This is a genomic window from Bradyrhizobium sp. YR681 (assembly GCF_000282615.1).
GTDB lineage: Bacteria > Pseudomonadota > Alphaproteobacteria > Rhizobiales > Xanthobacteraceae > Bradyrhizobium.
The window spans coordinates 1-16,265 of sequence record NZ_AKIY01000292.1 but is presented as its reverse complement, the minus strand read 5'-3'; the positions used below and the strand labels follow the sequence as shown (position 1 = coordinate 16,265).

Here is a 16,265-nt window from a genome sequence, read left to right as displayed (position 1 = left end):
GTGCTCAAATGGCCATCAAGCCGCAGTCATAGCCGCGCCGGGAGGCGTTGGATACTTACATTCGCAATCAAGGTAAAATGAAACGAAGCATTAGCCGTCCGTCGGCAGTCCCTGCTCGATGCCACGGAAGCGCAGCGGGGCCAAGGCGGAGGCGCGCTGCCACCAGTCGGCGACGCGGTCGTCGAGTGCGGTGGCGCCGCGGCCCCGGCCGGGGAAGATCCGGATCTGCTGCACCGCCTCGGCTTCGAAACCTTTCCCCTTGCGCGTGATCTTGAGGGCGGCGCCTTCGCGGTCGCGCTGGGTCAGCGGCACCAGGAGCCGGCCGCGCGGACGCAGCGACTGGAGCCAGAGCGGATGCGGGTGTGAGAAGCCGGCGTGGACGATGATCACGTCGGCGGCCTCGCCGATCCCCTCGCACCCGTCGCCATGGACGACCGCGACGTTGCGATAGCCGCCAAGATAGTCCGCGGCACGAGCGGCGAGCCGCTCGTCGCATTCGACGGCGTGCACCCTGCCCTTTGGTCCCACGATGTGCGACAGGACCGCGGAGAAATAGCCGAGCCCGCAGCCAATCTGTATGACACCATCCCCCTGCTTGACGTCGAGCACATCGATGAAATGCGCCCACAGGCTCGGCAGCCCGGTGTCGAGCTTGCGGCGCGCGTCGATCGCGACCAGCACATTGTCGTAGAGGTGAACGGGATCGGCATCCGGCGTCAGCCGATAGCTGCTCCCCGCCTCGCTCTTGATCCGCCAGGGTCCCCTTGCCAGAAAGTTTTCGCGCGGAACGGCGGCGAGCGCCTCGAGCAGGCGCCTGGAGGCAATCCGCTCGCGTTTTGCGATTCTCTCCACGTAGCGCGCACGCGCGGCGGCAAGATCGCTCATCACACCGGATCGGCCTGGTGACGAACAGGCGCCTCGCCACCGAGCTCGTGCACGAGCTGCATCGCCTGCTTCAGGTCGGGTGTCAGGAATCCCTCGTTGAATTTGCCGACGATCGGCACCAACAAGAGACTTGCATGTTCGCGCTTGCCGGCCTCGTGCGACAGGCGCGCCAGGCTGACGGCGGTGCGAAGTTCCCAGGACAGCGCGCCCTGCTTGCGCGCCGTTTCCAGCGACAGGTCGAACAGATCCTCGGCCTCCTGCACCGAGACCGGATCGCCGGCCGACAGCGTGATCTCGCCTTGCAGGCGATAGACTTCGGCGAGGTAGGAGTGATCGCCGGTCCTTCGCGCGGTCGCGAGCGCACCGTCCAGCGCGCGCAAGGCGGCCTCGCGCATCCCGACCTTGGCGTAGGCTTCCGCCAGCAGGCAGCGGAACCAGCAGCCGGCGAGCCAGGAATCCATCGCCTCGTATTCGTCGAGGCCGAAGCGCATCTGGCTGATACCCTCGTCGGCCTCGCCGAGCTGGGCCAGCGCCCAGCCGCGCAGGATCGCGGCCTGCTGCTTCCAGTGCAGGAAATTGTGCTCGGTGGCGATGATCATGGCGCGGTTGGCATGGTCGCGCGTGCCCTCGATATCCCGCAGATGCTGGCAGAGATAGGCGCCGAACACGAGCGCGAAGGCGAGCGAGAACGGATGGCGGATCTTCTCCGCATGCAGGATGGCCTGCTCGCTGTGCTGGCGCGCCGCGTCGGGCCGGCCCAGGAACCACAGCAGATAGCCGAGATAGGAGAGCGAAACGACGCCGGGATCGGTGCCGTGCCGCTCCATCAGATCGGAGTGCAGATCGGGGCTGTAGAGGTTGATGCAGCGATGCAAATGATGCTGTGCAGCAGCAAAGCGCCCGCGATAGAGCATGGTCATCGCGATCGAGCGATGCGCCTCGATCAGATAGCCGGTCTGCTGCGCCGGCTGCGTCCCCTCGTTCAGGCGCTCGCGCTTGGCGAACTTCAGCAGCTCGACGCTGAGATCGTGCGCGCGGGTGAGATCGGCGCGGATGAAATGGCAGACCCAGAGGCCGCGGGTGGCGGCAAAAGCCTTTTCGTCGTCGTCGAGCTGCTGGCCGAGCTCGAGCGCGCGGATGTAGTTCTCCTCGACCTCCTGCACCGCATAGCCCTTGGCCGCAATCAACGCGTTGCCGAGCGCGATGCGCAGCTCGAGCTCCATCTCGTCGGCCCCCTGCATGCGTGCATTGGCCTGCACGACGCTGAGGCCGCGGCGCAGATGGCCGATCGCCTCCAGATTGGCGCCGCTCTTGGCCGCCTGCTTGCCAGCCTTGAGCCAGAAGCTCGCCGCCCCCTCGCTCTGGCCCGACTCGGTCAGATGATGGGCGAGCAGCTCCGGTTCGCGGTCGGTCTTCTCCGGATACATCTCGGCAAGCACCTGCGCGATCCGCGCATGCAGCTTGCGCCGCTCGCTGTGCAGCAGGCTCTCATGCGCGGCGTTCTGGATCATCACGTGCTTGAAGGAGTAGAGCGCATCGGGCGGATGGCCCCGGCGCATGATCAGCCCGGCCTCCTCCAGATGATTGAGCGCGGCCTCGATCTGCTCCGCCGGCGTGTTGGCGACGGCCTGGAGCGTCTCGTAGGAGAACTCGCGGCCGATGGTGGCACCGATCTGCGCGATGCGCTTGAACGGACCCATGCGGTCGAGCCGCGCCATCAGCGAGTCCGTCAGCGTTGCCGGGATGGCGAGCTGCCGCCACGGGCCCGACAGCACGTAACGCCCGTGCCGCTCGGTCAGCAGGTTGGATTCGAGAACGGTCTTGGTCAGCTCTTCCAGGAACAGCGGCACGCCGTCGGTCTTGACGATGATCTCCTCGACGACCTCCTTGGGCAGCTCCCTCCCGGCGACGCGCTCGACCATCGTCGTACGCAGCTGCCGGCTCAGGCGGTTCAGCACCAGCGTCGTGATGTGCGAATGCGCGTTCCAGCTCGGCTGGAATTCGGAACGCGCAGTGATGATGACAAAGACCGGCCGGTTCTGCACGCGGTCGACCAGGAGGTCGACGACCTCGCGTGAGGTCGGGTCGATCCAGTGCAGATCCTCGAGCGCGATCACCAACGGCATCTCGCGCGCAAGGCCGAGGAAATGATTGACCAGCGCCGCGACGGTCGCATCCTTCTGCTGCTGCGGCGACAGCTCGAGCGGCGGATAGCGATCTCCGGTCGGAATCGACAACAGCGCCGCAAACAGCGGCGTGATCTGCTCGATATCGCCATGAGCGGCGGCGATCGCAGTCTCCAGGCTTGCCAGCGACTGCGCGGAGGCATCTTCGCGGTCCAGGCCGAGCGAGAATTTGAGCTGCTCGGAGAATGGATAGAATGCCGTGGACGTGTAATAGGGCGAGCACTGGAACGAGACCTGGCCATGCCGGTCGCCCGCGATCCGCTCGAAAATCTCCTGGATGATGCGCGACTTGCCGATGCCGGGCTCGCCGAACTTGACGACGACCTGGCCGTCGCCCTCCTTGACCTGCTGCCAGCGCCCCATCAGCAGCGCGATCTCCTCCTCGCGGTTGACGAGCGGCGTCAGCCGCGTCCCCATCGCGGCGGCAAAGCGGGTCTCGACCCGCGAGGCACGCACCACATGCCAGGCTTGCGCCTTCTCCGAGATGCCCTTCAACGCGTGGACGCCGAGATTGCGATAGTCGAACTTTCCCTTCAGCAGTGACTGCGTCGAGGCCGAGATCACGACGCCGTTCGGCGGCGCCAGGCCCTGCAGACGCGCGGCGAGATTGACGGTTTCTCCCACGGCGGAGTCGCGCTCCTCGGTGCCCTGCCCCACGAGATCGCCGACCACGACGAGACCGGTGGCAATGCCAATGCGGACGGCGGGCGAGTGGCTGAGCGCGCCCCGCGGCTCGACCGCGCGCGCGGTGGACAGCACCCGCACGATCTCGAGCCCGGCACGCACCGCGCGCTCGGCGTCGTCCTCATGAGCCGTCGGATAGCCGAAATAGACCAAAATGCCGTCGCCGACGAAACGGGCGGCGAAACCTTCGTAGTGCTTCACCACCCGGACGCAGGTCTCGCGAAAACTCGCGATCATGTCGCGCACGTCTTCCGGATCGAATTGCGCCGAGAGCGCGGTCGAATCGACCATGTCGCAGAACATGGTGGTGAGCTGGCGCCGTTCGGCCCCGACCTCGGTCCGGACCTGCGGGCGCGCCGTTGCCGCCGGCGGCTCCGCAGTTTCGGCCTGGAACAGGGCCGCCATCGCGCGCCGGAGCCGCTTGCGGTCGCCCAGCGGCAATCCGAGTTCCAGCAGATCGGCTTCGGTCAGGTCACCCACCACATCAAGATCGAGGCGGTGCTGGGCGAAGAGATCGGCATAGTGGCCGAGGCCAATACCCTCGAGCCAGCGCTTCAGCCCGCCTTCCGTTCCCGTAACAGGCTCATTCTCCAGCATGGTGATTCTGCCCGACCATCACTCCGTCGAAGGGCTTTAGGCCCCTCAACCACAGATTTTGGGGCCCGAACTTCACCTCAGACTGGACGCGTTCCCTAACTCTTGGGAAGAATAGCCCAATCAGATCAAAAGGGAATGGCGTTGTCGGACATTGCATCCGGAGCGGAAGAAGGATCAGGCGGCGGGCGCGCCGAAACGAAGATATTCGCAAGTATCGGCGCCCTTCTCGACTTCTACGCCCGCAAGACACCGGCGGCGCCCGCCCTCATGGCACCGGGCCGGCCAGCTCTCACCTATGGCGCGCTTGGTGAGCGGACACAGGACCTGGTCCGCACGCTGCGCGGGCTCGGCATCGCACCTGCCGACCGGATCGCTGTTGCACTGCCGCGCGGCGCCGAAAGTGCGCTGGCACTGATCGCAGTCGCATCGAGCGGCGCCTGCGTCCCCGTCAATCCCGATCTGACCGCGGACGAGCTGCAGCGCTATTTCAGCGAATTGAAGCTGAAGGCGCTCGTCACCCGGGCCGACATGAACGCGCCGAGCCGCGATGTCGCCAGGGCACTGGATATCGCGGTGATCGATTTCGTGCCGGGGCCGCAAGACGATCTCGGCGGCTGCGCGTTCATCGGTCCGGTGATCGGACCTGCCTGCGCCAGCGGTGCCTCGCGCGGCGACGACGATGCGTTCATCCTGCTGACGTCAGGCACGGCGGCGCGGCCGAAAATGGTGCCGCTGACGCATCGCAATGTGTGCCTGTCCGCCACCAATGCCGGCCGCGTGCTGTCGCTCGGGCCCCACGATCGCCTGCTCAACGCCCTGCCGCTGTTTCACGCCCATGGGCTGATCTCCGGCCTGCTGACGGCGCTGGCCGCGGGCTCCAGCGTGATCTGCACCGACGGCTTCGACGCATCGTCCTTCTTCGGCTGGATGCGGGAGCTGCAACCGACCTGGTACACGGCGGTGCCGACCATTCATCGCGCACTGCTGACGGCGGCCGAAGCGAACCCGGACCGTGCCCGGTCCTCGTCGCTGCGCGTGATTCGCTCGGCCTCGTCCTCGCTGGCACCCGCGATCCTGAACGGGCTGGAGGCGATGTTCGGCGTTCCCGTGCTCGAAACCTACGGCATGACCGAAGCAGCCTCGCAGATCGCGGCCAATCCGTTCGAGCTGCGCAAGATCGGATCGGTGGGGCGCGCCGCTGGCCCCGAGATCGCGATCATGGACGAGACCGGCCGCACGCTTGCGAGCGGCGCGCATGGCGAGATCATGCTGCGCGGGCCGAACATGAGCCGCGGCTATTACAATGACGAGGCGGCGACGCAGGCCGCATTCCGCGGCGGCTGGTTCCGTACCGGCGATCTCGGCTATCTCGATGCCGACGGCTATCTCTTCATCGTCGGCCGCATCAAGGACGTCATCAACCGCGGCGGCCAGAAAATCTCGCCGCTCGAGGTGGAAGAGGTCCTGCTCGGCCATCCGGCGGTGCTGGAGGCCGGCGTGTTCGCCGTCCCGCACCCGAAGCTCGGCGAGAACGTCGCCGCCGTGGTGGTGCTGCGACCGAATTCCGAGGCGACCTCGGACCAGTTGCGCCAGTTCGCGCGAAAACGCCTTGCGGCCTACAAGGTGCCGAGCCTGATCCGCAGCGTGGCGGCGCTGCCGAAGGGCGCCAGCGGCAAGGTCAAGCGCAACGCGCTGGCCGAGCTGATCGCGACGGTGGACGACCGCGACGAGGCGCAGCTGCCGCGCAACGCGCTGGAGACCCAGCTTGCTGCGATCTGGGCTGGTCTGCTGGAACTGCCGCAGGTCGGCGTCGATCAGGACGTCTTTGCGCTCGGCGCCGATTCGCTCGCGGCGACGCAGATGCGCTCGCGCCTGCGCGAACGCTTCAACGTCGACTTCTCGTTCGAGGACATCTTTGATTGCGCCACGGTCTCGGCGCTTGCGGCCCGGATCGAGACCGCGACGACCCATCGCCAGACGATGCTGCCGTCGTGGCGCCAGACGGCGGCAGCGGATGCGCCGCTGTCGTTCCAGCAGCAGCGCATGTACCTGCTGTCGCGGCTCGACCCGACCCGCTACAATTACAACGTCGTCGAAGTCGCGCTCCTCAAGGGCCCGGTCGACATCGCTGCGCTGTCCGCAAGCCTCACCGCGATCTGCGCGCGCCACGAGGCGCTGCGCTCGGTCTTCGTCGAACGGCAGGGGGAGCCGGTCCAACGCGCGCTGCAGGCACCGCCAAAGTTCGAACGGATCAAGCTCAAGCCGTGCGCTGCGGACAAGCAGACCGCGGTGATCCGGCGCGAGGCGCTCAAGCTCGCGCAGTACGAGTTCGACCTGGCGCACGAGGCGCCGCTCAAGGTCACGCTGCTGTCGTTCGACAAATCCAGCCACGCGCTGGTGGTGAACGTCCATCACCTCGTCACTGACGGCTGGTCGCAGCGGCTGTTCTGGGAAGAGCTTGCCGCGCATTATTCTGCTGCGCGAAAGAAGAGCGTGGCGGCAATCCCCTCGTCCGCTTTCCAATATCGCGACTTCGCGCTCTGGCAGCAGAGCTGGGCGCAGACGCCGGCGGCGAAGGAACAGCTCGACTACTGGCGGACGCAGCTCGACGGCGTCACCACGCTGCCGCTGCGGACCGACCGGCCAAGGCCGGAGGTCTGGAGCGGTCACGGCGCCCGTCACTATTTCGAGTTCTCCAAGGCCCTCTCGGGTGATGTCCGCGCGTTGAGTCAGGATCAGGGCGTCACGCCGTTCATGACGCTGCTCGCGGTGTTCCAGTGCCTGCTGTTCCGTCACACCGCACACGAGGACGTCGCGACCGGATCGCTGATCGCCAACCGCAACCAGATCGAGAGCGAGCGCCTGATCGGGCTGTTCGCCAACACCCTGATCCTGCGCAACGATTTTGGCGGCGATCCCGGTTTTGGCGAGATGTTGCGGCGGGTGCGGCAGGTTACGCTGGATGCCTATCGCAATCAGGACCTCCCCATTGAGGAGGTGCTGCGCGCGCTCCAGATTGCGCGGCGGAGCGACGGCAATCCGCTGTTCCGGATCATGTTCATCCTCCAGAACGCCTCGATCGAAGCGGCGCGTTTTCCCGGCCTGTCGACCCGGCGCCTGGAGGTCGACCCAGGAGTTGCCCGCTTCGATATCACGCTCGAACTGGTCGAGGCCGACGGCCGTTTCACCGGCTTCTTCGAATACGCCATCGATCTGTTCGACGCGGCGACCATCGAAGGCATGGCCAGCCAGTTCAAGACCCTGCTCAAAGCCGTCATCGCCGATCCCGAGCAGCGCATCTCGCGCCTGCCGCTGCTGACCGAGGCCGAACGCCGGCAATTGCTGGCAAGAGGCCGCGGCGTGCCGGCCAATTTCGCCGCGCGCGGCAATTTGAGCGAGCGCTTCTACCACAAGGCGAAGACAACGCCGCACGCGATCGCGGTGTCGGACGGGCGTAGCTCGCTGAGCTATCGCGAGCTCGCCCGCCGCAGCCAGGCGATCGCGCGCTGGCTGACCCGCGAGGGCGTCGGCGCCGAGACCGTGGTTGCCTTGTTCGCCGAGCGCGGGCCTGACCTGCTCGCCGCGATGATCGCCGTGCAGCGCGTCGGCGCGGCCTTCCTGAACCTCGACCCCGACCAGCCGCCGGCGCGGCTTGCGACGATCCTCGGATCCAGCTGCGCCCGCATGCTGCTGACCGGGCGGGCGCAATCACCCATGGTCGCGGCGCTGCTCGAGCCCCTGGTCGAGCGTATCCATGTCGCCGAGCTCGACGACATGATTGCGCTGGGGACCACCAAGCCGGCCCGTATCGCGCGGCGCACCGCCTCGAGCCTTGCCTATCTCGTCTACACGTCCGGCTCCTCCGGCGCGCCGAAGGGCGTGATGATCGAGCAGCGCGGGCTATCGAACCATCTGGCGTCGCTGATTTCCGAGCTTGGACTGTCGGCCAGGGACGTCATCGCGCAGACCGCGCCGCAGAGCTTCGTCATCTCGGTCTGGCAGTTCCTCGCAGGACCCATGGTCGGCGCGCGCGTTCACATCTGCAGCAATGCGATCGTGCAGGACCCGATCCTGCTCGCGCAGGAGATCGAGCGCGAGGACATCACGGTGCTGGAGATCGTGCCGTCGCTGCTGCGCGTGATCCTGGATCGCATGGACGAGGCGCAGGTCCGGCGCGCCTTTGCCAAATTGCGGCTCCTGATCTCGACCGGCGAGCCGCTGCCGGTCGATCTCTGCCGCGGCTGGTTCGCCTGCTGCCCCAAGGTACCGCTGATCAACGCCTATGGCGCGTCGGAATGCTCCGACGACGTCTCCCTGCATCGGCTGACCAGGGCGCCGGCGGTGACAACGACCAACGTCCCGGTGGGAGCGGCGCTGCCCAACACCCAGCTCCATGTGCTCGATCAAAACCTCCAGCCGCTGCCGGTCGGCGTGACCGGCGAGCTCTGCATCACGGGCGCCGGTGTCGGACGCGGCTATATCAACGATCCCGCGCAGAGCCGGCAGCGCTTCATCCCCGATCCGTTCGCGCGCCAGGAAGGCGCACGACTGTACCGGACCGGCGACCTTGCCCGCCGCCGCGCCGACGGCACCATCGAATGCCTCGGCCGCGCCGACCACCAGGTCAAGGTCCGCGGCTACCGCGTCGAGCTCAAGGAAATCGAGAACGCCCTGGCCGACCATCCGGCGGTGCGCGCCGGCATCGTCGAGCCGCGCCGCGAGGCCGGCGGCGATGTCAGGCTGATCGCCCATATCGTCGCAAGGACTGGCAGCCGGAGCAGCGCCAGCGAGCTGCGCGAGTTTCTGAAGAGCCGGGTGCCGGGCCATGCCATCCCGTCCGCATTCCTGTTCCTGGATCAGATGCCGCTCAACGCCCATGGCAAGATCGACCGGTCCGCGCTGCTCGCGCCCGCACAGCAGGAAGCCTCGGGGCCCGATGCGGCCGTGCCGGCGCGGCACTTCACCGAAAAGGTGCTCTCGGACATCTGGATCGATCTGCTCAAGGTCGACAGCCTTGGCGTCACCGACAATTTCTTCGATCTCGGCGGGCATTCGCTGCTGGCCGGCCAGGCGATGGCACGCGTCGCCCGTGCGCTCGGCGTCTCGCTGCCGATCAAGACCATCTTCGAGGCCCCGACGATCGAGGAACTCGCCCGGCGGGTCGACGAGGCCGTCGCGGCGAAGCCGCGCACGCCGGCCGCAAGCGTACCGCGCCTGGCCGACAGCGGGCTACCCACGCTCTCGGTCGCGCAGGACCAGATGATGCGGATCGAGCAGAACCTGCCGGGCCTGCCGCTGTTCAACCTGCCCTTTGCCTTCCACCTCCACGGCCCGCTCGATCCGGCCATCCTCGCGCAGGCATTCGGCGACATCGTGCGCCGCCACGAATCGCTGCGGACCGGGTTCGGCTGGAACGGCGAGGAGCCCGTCAGCCGCGTCGCCACGCCCAGCGAGCTCGGACCCGTCCTCACGGTCGAGGTCATCGGCGACGGGCATCCGCACAACAACAAGCGGCGCAGGGCCCTCGAATCCAGGAAGATCGATCTGCTGATCCAGCAGGAAACCTACACCCCGTTCGACATGGCGCGGCCGCCGCTGTTGCGGGCGCGGCTGCTGCGGCTCCATGCCGACGACCACGTGCTGCTGCTGACGCTGCATCACGCCGTGGCCGACGGCTGGTCGATCGGCGTGCTGTTCGAGGAATTGTCGAGCCGCTATGCGGCGCTGGCCGGACGCCCGTCCGTACCGCTGCCGAAATTGCCGCCGGCCTTTTCGGACGTCGCGCGCTGGCAACGCTGGTGGTGCGGCACCGACACCGCCCGCCGCCAGGTCGCCGACTGGACCGGGAATCTGCGCGGCGCGGCCCCGATCTTCGACGGCAAAGCAAGCCCGGGCGCATCCACCGGGCATCACCCCGTCAGCCTCGAGCGCGAGCTGATCGGCAGGCTGACGGCATTCGCCGGCCAGCACAACAGCACGCTGTTCATGTGCCTGCTCACCGGCCTGAAGGCCTTGCTGCTGGCGCGGACCGGCCGGAGCGACATGTCGATCGCCACCGCCATGGCCAATCGCGCCCAGCCAGACACCGACCGGATCGTCGGCCCGTTCGAGAACACGGTGATCGTCCGCACCCGAATCACACCCGATCTGTCGTTCGCGCAGGCTTTGGCCCGGGTGCGCCAGAGCGTGCTCGATGCGCATGCGCGGCAGGAACTGCCGTTCAACATCCTGGCCGACCATCTGGAGCAGGAGGGGATCGATCCGGCCGCGCTGCTCCAGGTCTATTTCACCCTGCAAAACCCGCTGCGCCAACCGCTCGATCTGCCTGACATCACGATGGAATCGATCGGCAATGTCGCGCGCGAGGGGCAGCCGGTGCTGCCGATCGACCAGACCTGGCTGTCTCTGATGCTCAAGGAGCGCCCGACCGGAATCACCGGCTCATGCAATTACAAGGGCGATCTGCTCGACGGCGATACGGTCGGCGCGTGGATGGCGGATCTCGTCGCACTGCTGGGGGCGGCCGTCACCCAACCCCACACGCCGCTCGGCCGCTTGCTCGTTCGCAAGGCGGCATGACCGGCTATCCGGCACGGGCGAACATGTATTCACTCGTCAAAGCTGTGAATGAGCAAGTTGCATCTTGATTATTTGGCGCCAGCGCGCAAGATTATTCCCGCGTTTTGATTTGGACGATTATTTTCAACCGGGGGAGTGTTATGGGTTTCATCAAATTTACCAAGGGCACCTCGTTGAGCGACAAGGACCGTAAGGCCCTGCAAAAGCTGCTCGCCGCCGAGAAGAAGAAGCTTCAGTCCGCGCTGAAGGACGTCGACGCCAGCATTTCGGTGCTGGGCGGATCGAAGAAAGCCAAGAAGAAAAAGTAAGATTAGTCGGCCGGGACGCCGCACAAATCTTACGGATAACGGGCCGCTCGCCTGCGAGTTGGGGTCTCGCACAAGCTTGTGCCCGTAAACCGGCCTGCAAATCGACAAGAATTCGCCGAGGTGGACCGTTAGGAACGGTCCGCACAGTTGATTCTTGCTCAATTGATTCTTCCGTCAGGGCGGGGACTTTGCCTCCGCCTGACGCCATGGGCCTGATTGATGGCAGACGACAGAATTGAACTGTTTGTCGGACTGATCGCGACCATAGACGCGCCAGGTGCGGCCGATGCGTGCCGACGCCTGCTTTCGGTCGACGAACGGGTCCGGGCCGACCGCTTCATGTTCGAGCGGCACCGGCGGCAATATATTTTCGCGCACGCCATGCTGCGCCTGGCGCTGTCGCAGGTCGCGCCTGACGTTGATCCCACCGACTGGTCCTTCGCGGCCGGACGCTATGGGCGGCCGTTTGTTGCGTCGCCCAGGGGCTCGACCGCACTGCATTTCAGCCTGTCGCATGCCGACGGCTGCGTCGCCTGCGTCGTATCGGGGCATGAGGCCGTCGGCGTCGATGTCGAGACCGTGTCGCGGCGGGTTGCGCCGCTCTCCACCGCGCTTCGCTTCTTTGCGCCGGAGGAGGTCGAAACGCTGCGCCAACTGCCGGAGCCGGCGGCGATCGAGCGCTTTTTCGACTATTGGACGCTCAAGGAGGCCTATCTGAAGGCCAGGGGTTTTGGGCTCAATCTGCCGCTCGACGCCTTCGCGATGCAGGTGTCGCGGGAGGCCATCGAGATCAGCTTCAAGCCCGATATCGCCGACGATCCGTCGGGATGGCGCTTCTCGCTCTGCTCGCCCTCCCCCTCGCATCGCCTCGCGATCGCCGACGGCTCCCGCGCGACCGGCGGCCTTCCCATCACCCGCAATGCCTGGCCGCTCCAGGAAGCGGCTGAATGACGACCTCGCGGCTTCGCGTCTTTCCCGCGATCTCGCGCAACCGCGATCCCAAAAAATATGTCGGCGAACTGATGCGGGTGGCGCAGTTCGCCGACCGCAACGGCTTCGAAGGCATCTTGCTGTTCGAAGGCAATGACGTGTTTGTCGAGCCCTGGGCCATGGCCCAGCACGTCGTGGCGGAGACGACGCGATCCTCGCCGCTGATCGCCGTCAATCCGGTCTACATGCACCCGTTCACGGCGGCGAAATTCGTCTCGTCCCTGGCGCAGCTTTACGGCCGCAAGGTCTATCTCAACATGATTACGGGGACCGCGGTCAGCGATTTGCAGGGGCTGGGCGACGAGCAGTCGCATGGCGACCGCTATGTCCGGCTCGGCGAGTTCGTGGCGCTGATGCGGCAATTGCTCTCGAGCCCGCGGCCGGTGAGTTTCGAGGGCCGGTTCTATAGCGCGAGCAATCTGCAACTGCGTCCGCGCCTGCCGGCCGAGCTGATGCCGGAATTTCTCATCGCCGGCCAATCGGAAGCCGCGCAGCGCGTGGCGAAGGAAACCGGCTGCATCAAGATGCAGATGCTGCCGCCCGATCTCGATTGCGGCCTCGATGTATCAGGTATGAATTTCGGCATCTTCGCGCGCGAGAGCCGAGAGGAGGCGCGGCAGGCGGCCAAGGCGCGCTTCCGCGACAATGCCGATGATCGCGAGCTTCTCGCGCTCACCGTGGAGAACAGCGATTCCGTGTGGAAGCGGCGGCTCTATGAGGGACAAAGCGGCGAGCTCCAGGACAACGGCTACTGGCTATTGCCGTTCCTGACCTTCCAGGCCGATTGCCCCTACCTCGTCGGCAGCTACGCCGAGATCGGGGCAAAGCTGAAGGCGTTCGCGGCAAAGGGCCTGACCACTGTTATGCTCGACATGGTCGCGGACGAGGAAGAGATGCAGCATGTCTGCAAGGCACTCGCGGCGAGTGGGATGTTTTGAGTCCCGCCTCTCCCCGCATCCGCCTTCGCCGAGGCTTCGGCGGGGCAGGCACGGGGAGAGGCGAAGAAATCACCGTGCCTCTTCAAATCCGGCCAGCACAGAGGTCAGGTTCGCGCCGAGGATATCCGAGAGATAGCCGCCCTCCTGCACGAACACGGTCGGCAGGCCCAGCTTCGCGATGGCCTGGCCGATACGGCGGAAGCCGGGCGTGGTGACGGCCAGACCCTTGAGCGGATCGTGCTCGGAGGCATCGAGGCCGAGCGCGATGACGAGGGCACCGGGCGCAAAGGACTCGATCGCCTTGCGCGCGACGTCCATGGCCTGGATGTAACCGTCATCGCCGGTGCCGATGGCGAGGGGAATATTGAGATTGGCGCCCAGACCCGGACCTTCGCCACGCTCATGGGCATAGCCCCACACGTAGGGATAATACGCGACGGGATCGGCGTGGATCGACACCGTGTAGACGTCGGGCCGCGCGTAGAAGATGCCCTGCGTGCCGTTGCCGTGATGGACGTCGACGTCGAGGATCACGACACGCTCGTGCTTGAGCCGCAGATGTGCGGCGGCGATCGCGCTGTTGTTCAGGAAGCAGAAGCCGCCGGCCATGTCGCGATAGGCGTGGTGGCCGGGCGGACGGCAGAGCGCGTAGACCGCGTCCTCGCCGTCCATCACCATCTGCGCCGCCGTGGTCGCGACATCGGTTGCCGCGCAGGCCGCGGCCCAGGTGCCGGGACCGATCGGTGCTGCGGTGTCGGCGGTGTGCCAGCCGAGCTTGCCGACGATGTGGGTCGGATAGGTCGCCGCATGACGCACCGGATGGATGTTGCCGATCATCTCCGGACCGGAATCGCCGAGTGCGGTCCAGGCGTCCCAGGCTTCGCTGAGGAATGACAGATATTCAGGGCTGTGGATACGTGCGCGCGGCCCCTGCCCGAATGTGGTCGGCTCGACCAGCTGATGCTTGCCGTCCTTGAGGCCCTTGAGCAGGCGGTCGGCGCGCTCGGGCTGCTCGGTGGTGCGCTTGACGACACCGCGAACCAGGAAGAATTGCGGATCGTGGCTGCGGTGCAGTTCGGTATGGACGGCTTTCACTCAAACACTCCGTGGTCGCTTGGGGCTCTTATTTTGACGGGTTTTCTTGACGCGAACCGGTGTCCACGTCGCTCGAAAACGCTCTGGTGCCACAGATGTCTAAATCCCTGCGACGACCGGACGCAAGCAAGAAGAATGCCGTCCCTGTCGCGCCGCTCTGCGCCGTAAGCAGATCGCCTCGATGCTCAGCAGCGACCGCGCTGAAGACAATGCTCGCGGCCCTGCTGGTCGGTGCGGAAGGACTCGATGAAGCCGCCCTGACGCTGGGTGACGAAGACGGTCTTGCCGTCGCTGCCGCCGAAGGCGAGATTGGTCGGCTCCTTGCCCTTCAGCGGGATCTCGCGCTCGACCGCGCCGTTCGGCTTCATCAGCGCGATCGTGCCCTTGAGGATGCGCGCGACATAGAGGCGACCGCTGACGTCAGTGCGCAAGCCGTCGACGGTGTCCGGCTGAAACGCCTTGACCAGTTTTGCGCCGGTGAGCTCGTTGCCATTGATCGCATAGGACCAGATCTGGCCGCTGCTGGATTCCCCGACATAGAGCGTCTTGCCGTCGGGACTGAGATCGATGCCGTTGGTGGTGCCCATCGCGCGCGGCGCCGGCATCACCTGCCCTTGCACCGATCCATCCGCCGCTTTCGCGATGCGCCAGATATGGCCTTCCCGCCCCTTCCAGTTCGGATCGCTCGCATAGATGGTGCCGTCGCGGGCGACTGTGATGTCGTTGGGCTGGTTCATCTCGTCGGAGTGAAACCAGACGGCGGGCTCGGCCGCGCCCTTCGGGATCGCGAAGATGTTGTGCTTCTTGTAGTCGGCGATGAACATCGTGCCGCTGCGATCGAAACGGATGGCGTTGCCGACGCTGCCTTCGGGGAGTGCCGTGAACAGCTCCGACGCCACACCGCCCGCAGGCAGTCTGCCGATGGTGCCGGGCTTGCCGAGATTGACGACGAACAGATTGCCATCGAGATCGGCGGCGGGCCCTTCGATGCCGAAGGTATATTCACTGCCGGGTGTCACCTGCACGCTGTCGAACAACTTTGTGTCGGCAGCGACAAGCGGCGTCGCGATGAGCAAGATGCTACTGCACAGGCACCAGAAATTCCTGCCGGATGTAATAGCCATCGTCGTCGCTGCACTCGCCATTCAGATAGGGATCGGCCGGCCGGAAGAATCGGCTGAAGCCGGGCCTGTCTACAGCGCTCCTTTGTGTCACGACAACGACCTTGGCGGCCGGTATTTCGCCGCATTCCCTGTTGGTTCTGCCAAAGAACTTGCGTTGCGGCGGACCGGACTTGATCCGCATCCGAATGCCCGGAACCATCCTGGCAACGAGTAGGTCCGCCGTGTCGAGCAGGCGCGTGTAGCCGGGCTCGGTCCTGGGCAGGCTTTCGCCGCCCGGCGGCATCAGCTTCTCGGCGCCGAGACCGCGCAGGCGGGTGCGCAGCCTGCCGGAATCAGGATCGCCGGGATAGATCCAGCCGTCCTGCGCCAGCATGAAGCGGAGCACCGTCTTGTCCTTCTCGGCGTCCGATTGTCCCGCCTTCAGGCCGAAATCGGAATGGCAGCCCACGCAATGCTTCTCGACGAGACCCTTGCGCAGCGTGGTGAGACGAATGGCGTTCTGCGCGTCTCGCGCAACGAATACCGCAAGCTGGTCGATCATCGCCTGGCTGCGCGTGTCGCAGGGCAGCGGCTGTGGCGCATCGCCCGTGGCGCGATCGATCCGGATCACCGTCTGGTTCTTGTCCTCGACCAGCCAGATCGCGCCGTCTTCCGCGACCGTCATGCCGACCGGCGCACCTTGCGGCCGCGCGCCGTTGACGCGGTGCCAGCCGGCGATCAACTCCTCGAACGGCGCGGCGGCGACCTCGCCGGCGTCGGTCTGAAAGCTGTGGGTCGGGTCGGCCGCGCAACTGACGTGGTAGCGCACCGGTGCGGAAGCGGGCTTGGGGAAGCCGCGGTCGTCGACGTCGTAGACGAGGACGCGGCTGCCGGTCGGCC

8 protein-coding genes and 1 pseudogene are annotated in these 16,265 nt (G+C 66.1%); 4 read left to right on the top strand and 5 right to left on the bottom strand.

Annotated elements, in window-relative coordinates; all coding sequences use genetic code 11:
• Positions 1-90: 90 nt before the first annotated feature.
• A complete protein-coding gene (locus tag PMI42_RS31545) occupies positions 91-885 on the bottom strand; it encodes a protein-L-isoaspartate O-methyltransferase family protein (protein ID WP_008142494.1) in 795 nt (264 codons plus the stop codon).
• Complete coding sequence (locus PMI42_RS31540) at positions 885-4,352, bottom strand: ATP-binding protein (protein ID WP_008142493.1); 3,468 nt, start codon at positions 4,350-4,352, stop codon at positions 885-887. Before PMI42_RS31540 ends, PMI42_RS31545 begins: the two co-directional genes overlap by 1 nt.
• A 135-nt stretch (positions 4,353-4,487) precedes the next feature.
• Between PMI42_RS31540 and PMI42_RS31535 the strand changes: the two genes are divergently transcribed.
• From PMI42_RS31535 to PMI42_RS31525, 4 genes are all read left to right on the top strand, one after another.
• Positions 4,488-10,931 carry a non-ribosomal peptide synthetase gene (locus PMI42_RS31535; RefSeq protein ID WP_008142492.1) on the top strand — a complete coding sequence of 2,148 codons (6,444 nt, stop codon included), beginning with the start codon at positions 4,488-4,490 and terminating at the stop codon, positions 10,929-10,931.
• Positions 10,932-11,071: 140 nt separating this feature from the next.
• On the top strand, positions 11,072-11,239 hold the full coding sequence (locus PMI42_RS40210) for a hypothetical protein (RefSeq protein ID WP_008142490.1): 168 nt from the start codon (positions 11,072-11,074) through the stop codon (positions 11,237-11,239).
• Between the two features lie 219 nt (positions 11,240-11,458).
• Positions 11,459-12,190 (top strand): 4'-phosphopantetheinyl transferase family protein, encoded by a 732-nt coding sequence (locus PMI42_RS31530; RefSeq protein WP_035967183.1) that lies wholly within the window; start codon positions 11,459-11,461, stop codon positions 12,188-12,190.
• Positions 12,187-13,167, top strand: coding sequence for an LLM class flavin-dependent oxidoreductase (locus tag PMI42_RS31525; RefSeq protein ID WP_008142486.1), 981 nt, complete (start codon positions 12,187-12,189; stop codon positions 13,165-13,167). Before PMI42_RS31530 ends, PMI42_RS31525 begins: the two co-directional genes overlap by 4 nt.
• Before the next feature lie 69 nt (positions 13,168-13,236).
• Here the strand turns inward: PMI42_RS31525 and PMI42_RS31520 are convergent, their stop codons facing one another.
• From PMI42_RS31520 to PMI42_RS31510, 3 genes and pseudogenes are all read right to left on the bottom strand, one after another.
• On the bottom strand, positions 13,237-14,262 hold the full coding sequence (locus PMI42_RS31520) for a histone deacetylase family protein (RefSeq protein WP_008142485.1): 1,026 nt from the start codon (positions 14,260-14,262) through the stop codon (positions 13,237-13,239).
• Positions 14,263-14,447: 185 nt separating this feature from the next.
• Positions 14,448-15,386, bottom strand: a complete 939-nt coding sequence (locus PMI42_RS31515; RefSeq protein ID WP_035967180.1) for an SMP-30/gluconolactonase/LRE family protein — start codon at positions 15,384-15,386, stop codon at positions 14,448-14,450.
• Positions 15,343-16,265: pseudogene (locus tag PMI42_RS31510) on the bottom strand (PQQ-dependent sugar dehydrogenase); the annotation flags it as partial. The pseudogene PMI42_RS31510 and the gene PMI42_RS31515, both read right to left, overlap by 44 nt.

What these genes read in the sequence shown, in the direction of transcription:
- PMI42_RS31545 (WP_008142494.1), bottom strand. Translation starts at nt 885, where the DNA reads ATGAGCGATCTTGCCGCCGCGCGTGCGCGCTACGTGGAGAGAATCGCA.
- PMI42_RS31540 (WP_008142493.1), bottom strand. Translation starts at nt 4,352, where the DNA reads ATGCTGGAGAATGAGCCTGTTACGGGAACGGAAGGCGGGCTGAAGCGC.
- PMI42_RS31535 (WP_008142492.1), top strand. Translation starts at nt 4,488, where the DNA reads ATGGCGTTGTCGGACATTGCATCCGGAGCGGAAGAAGGATCAGGCGGC.
- PMI42_RS40210 (WP_008142490.1), top strand. Translation starts at nt 11,072, where the DNA reads ATGGGTTTCATCAAATTTACCAAGGGCACCTCGTTGAGCGACAAGGAC.
- PMI42_RS31530 (WP_035967183.1), top strand. Translation starts at nt 11,459, where the DNA reads ATGGCAGACGACAGAATTGAACTGTTTGTCGGACTGATCGCGACCATA.
- PMI42_RS31525 (WP_008142486.1), top strand. Translation starts at nt 12,187, where the DNA reads ATGACGACCTCGCGGCTTCGCGTCTTTCCCGCGATCTCGCGCAACCGC.
- PMI42_RS31515 (WP_035967180.1), bottom strand. Translation starts at nt 15,386, where the DNA reads ATGGCTATTACATCCGGCAGGAATTTCTGGTGCCTGTGCAGTAGCATC.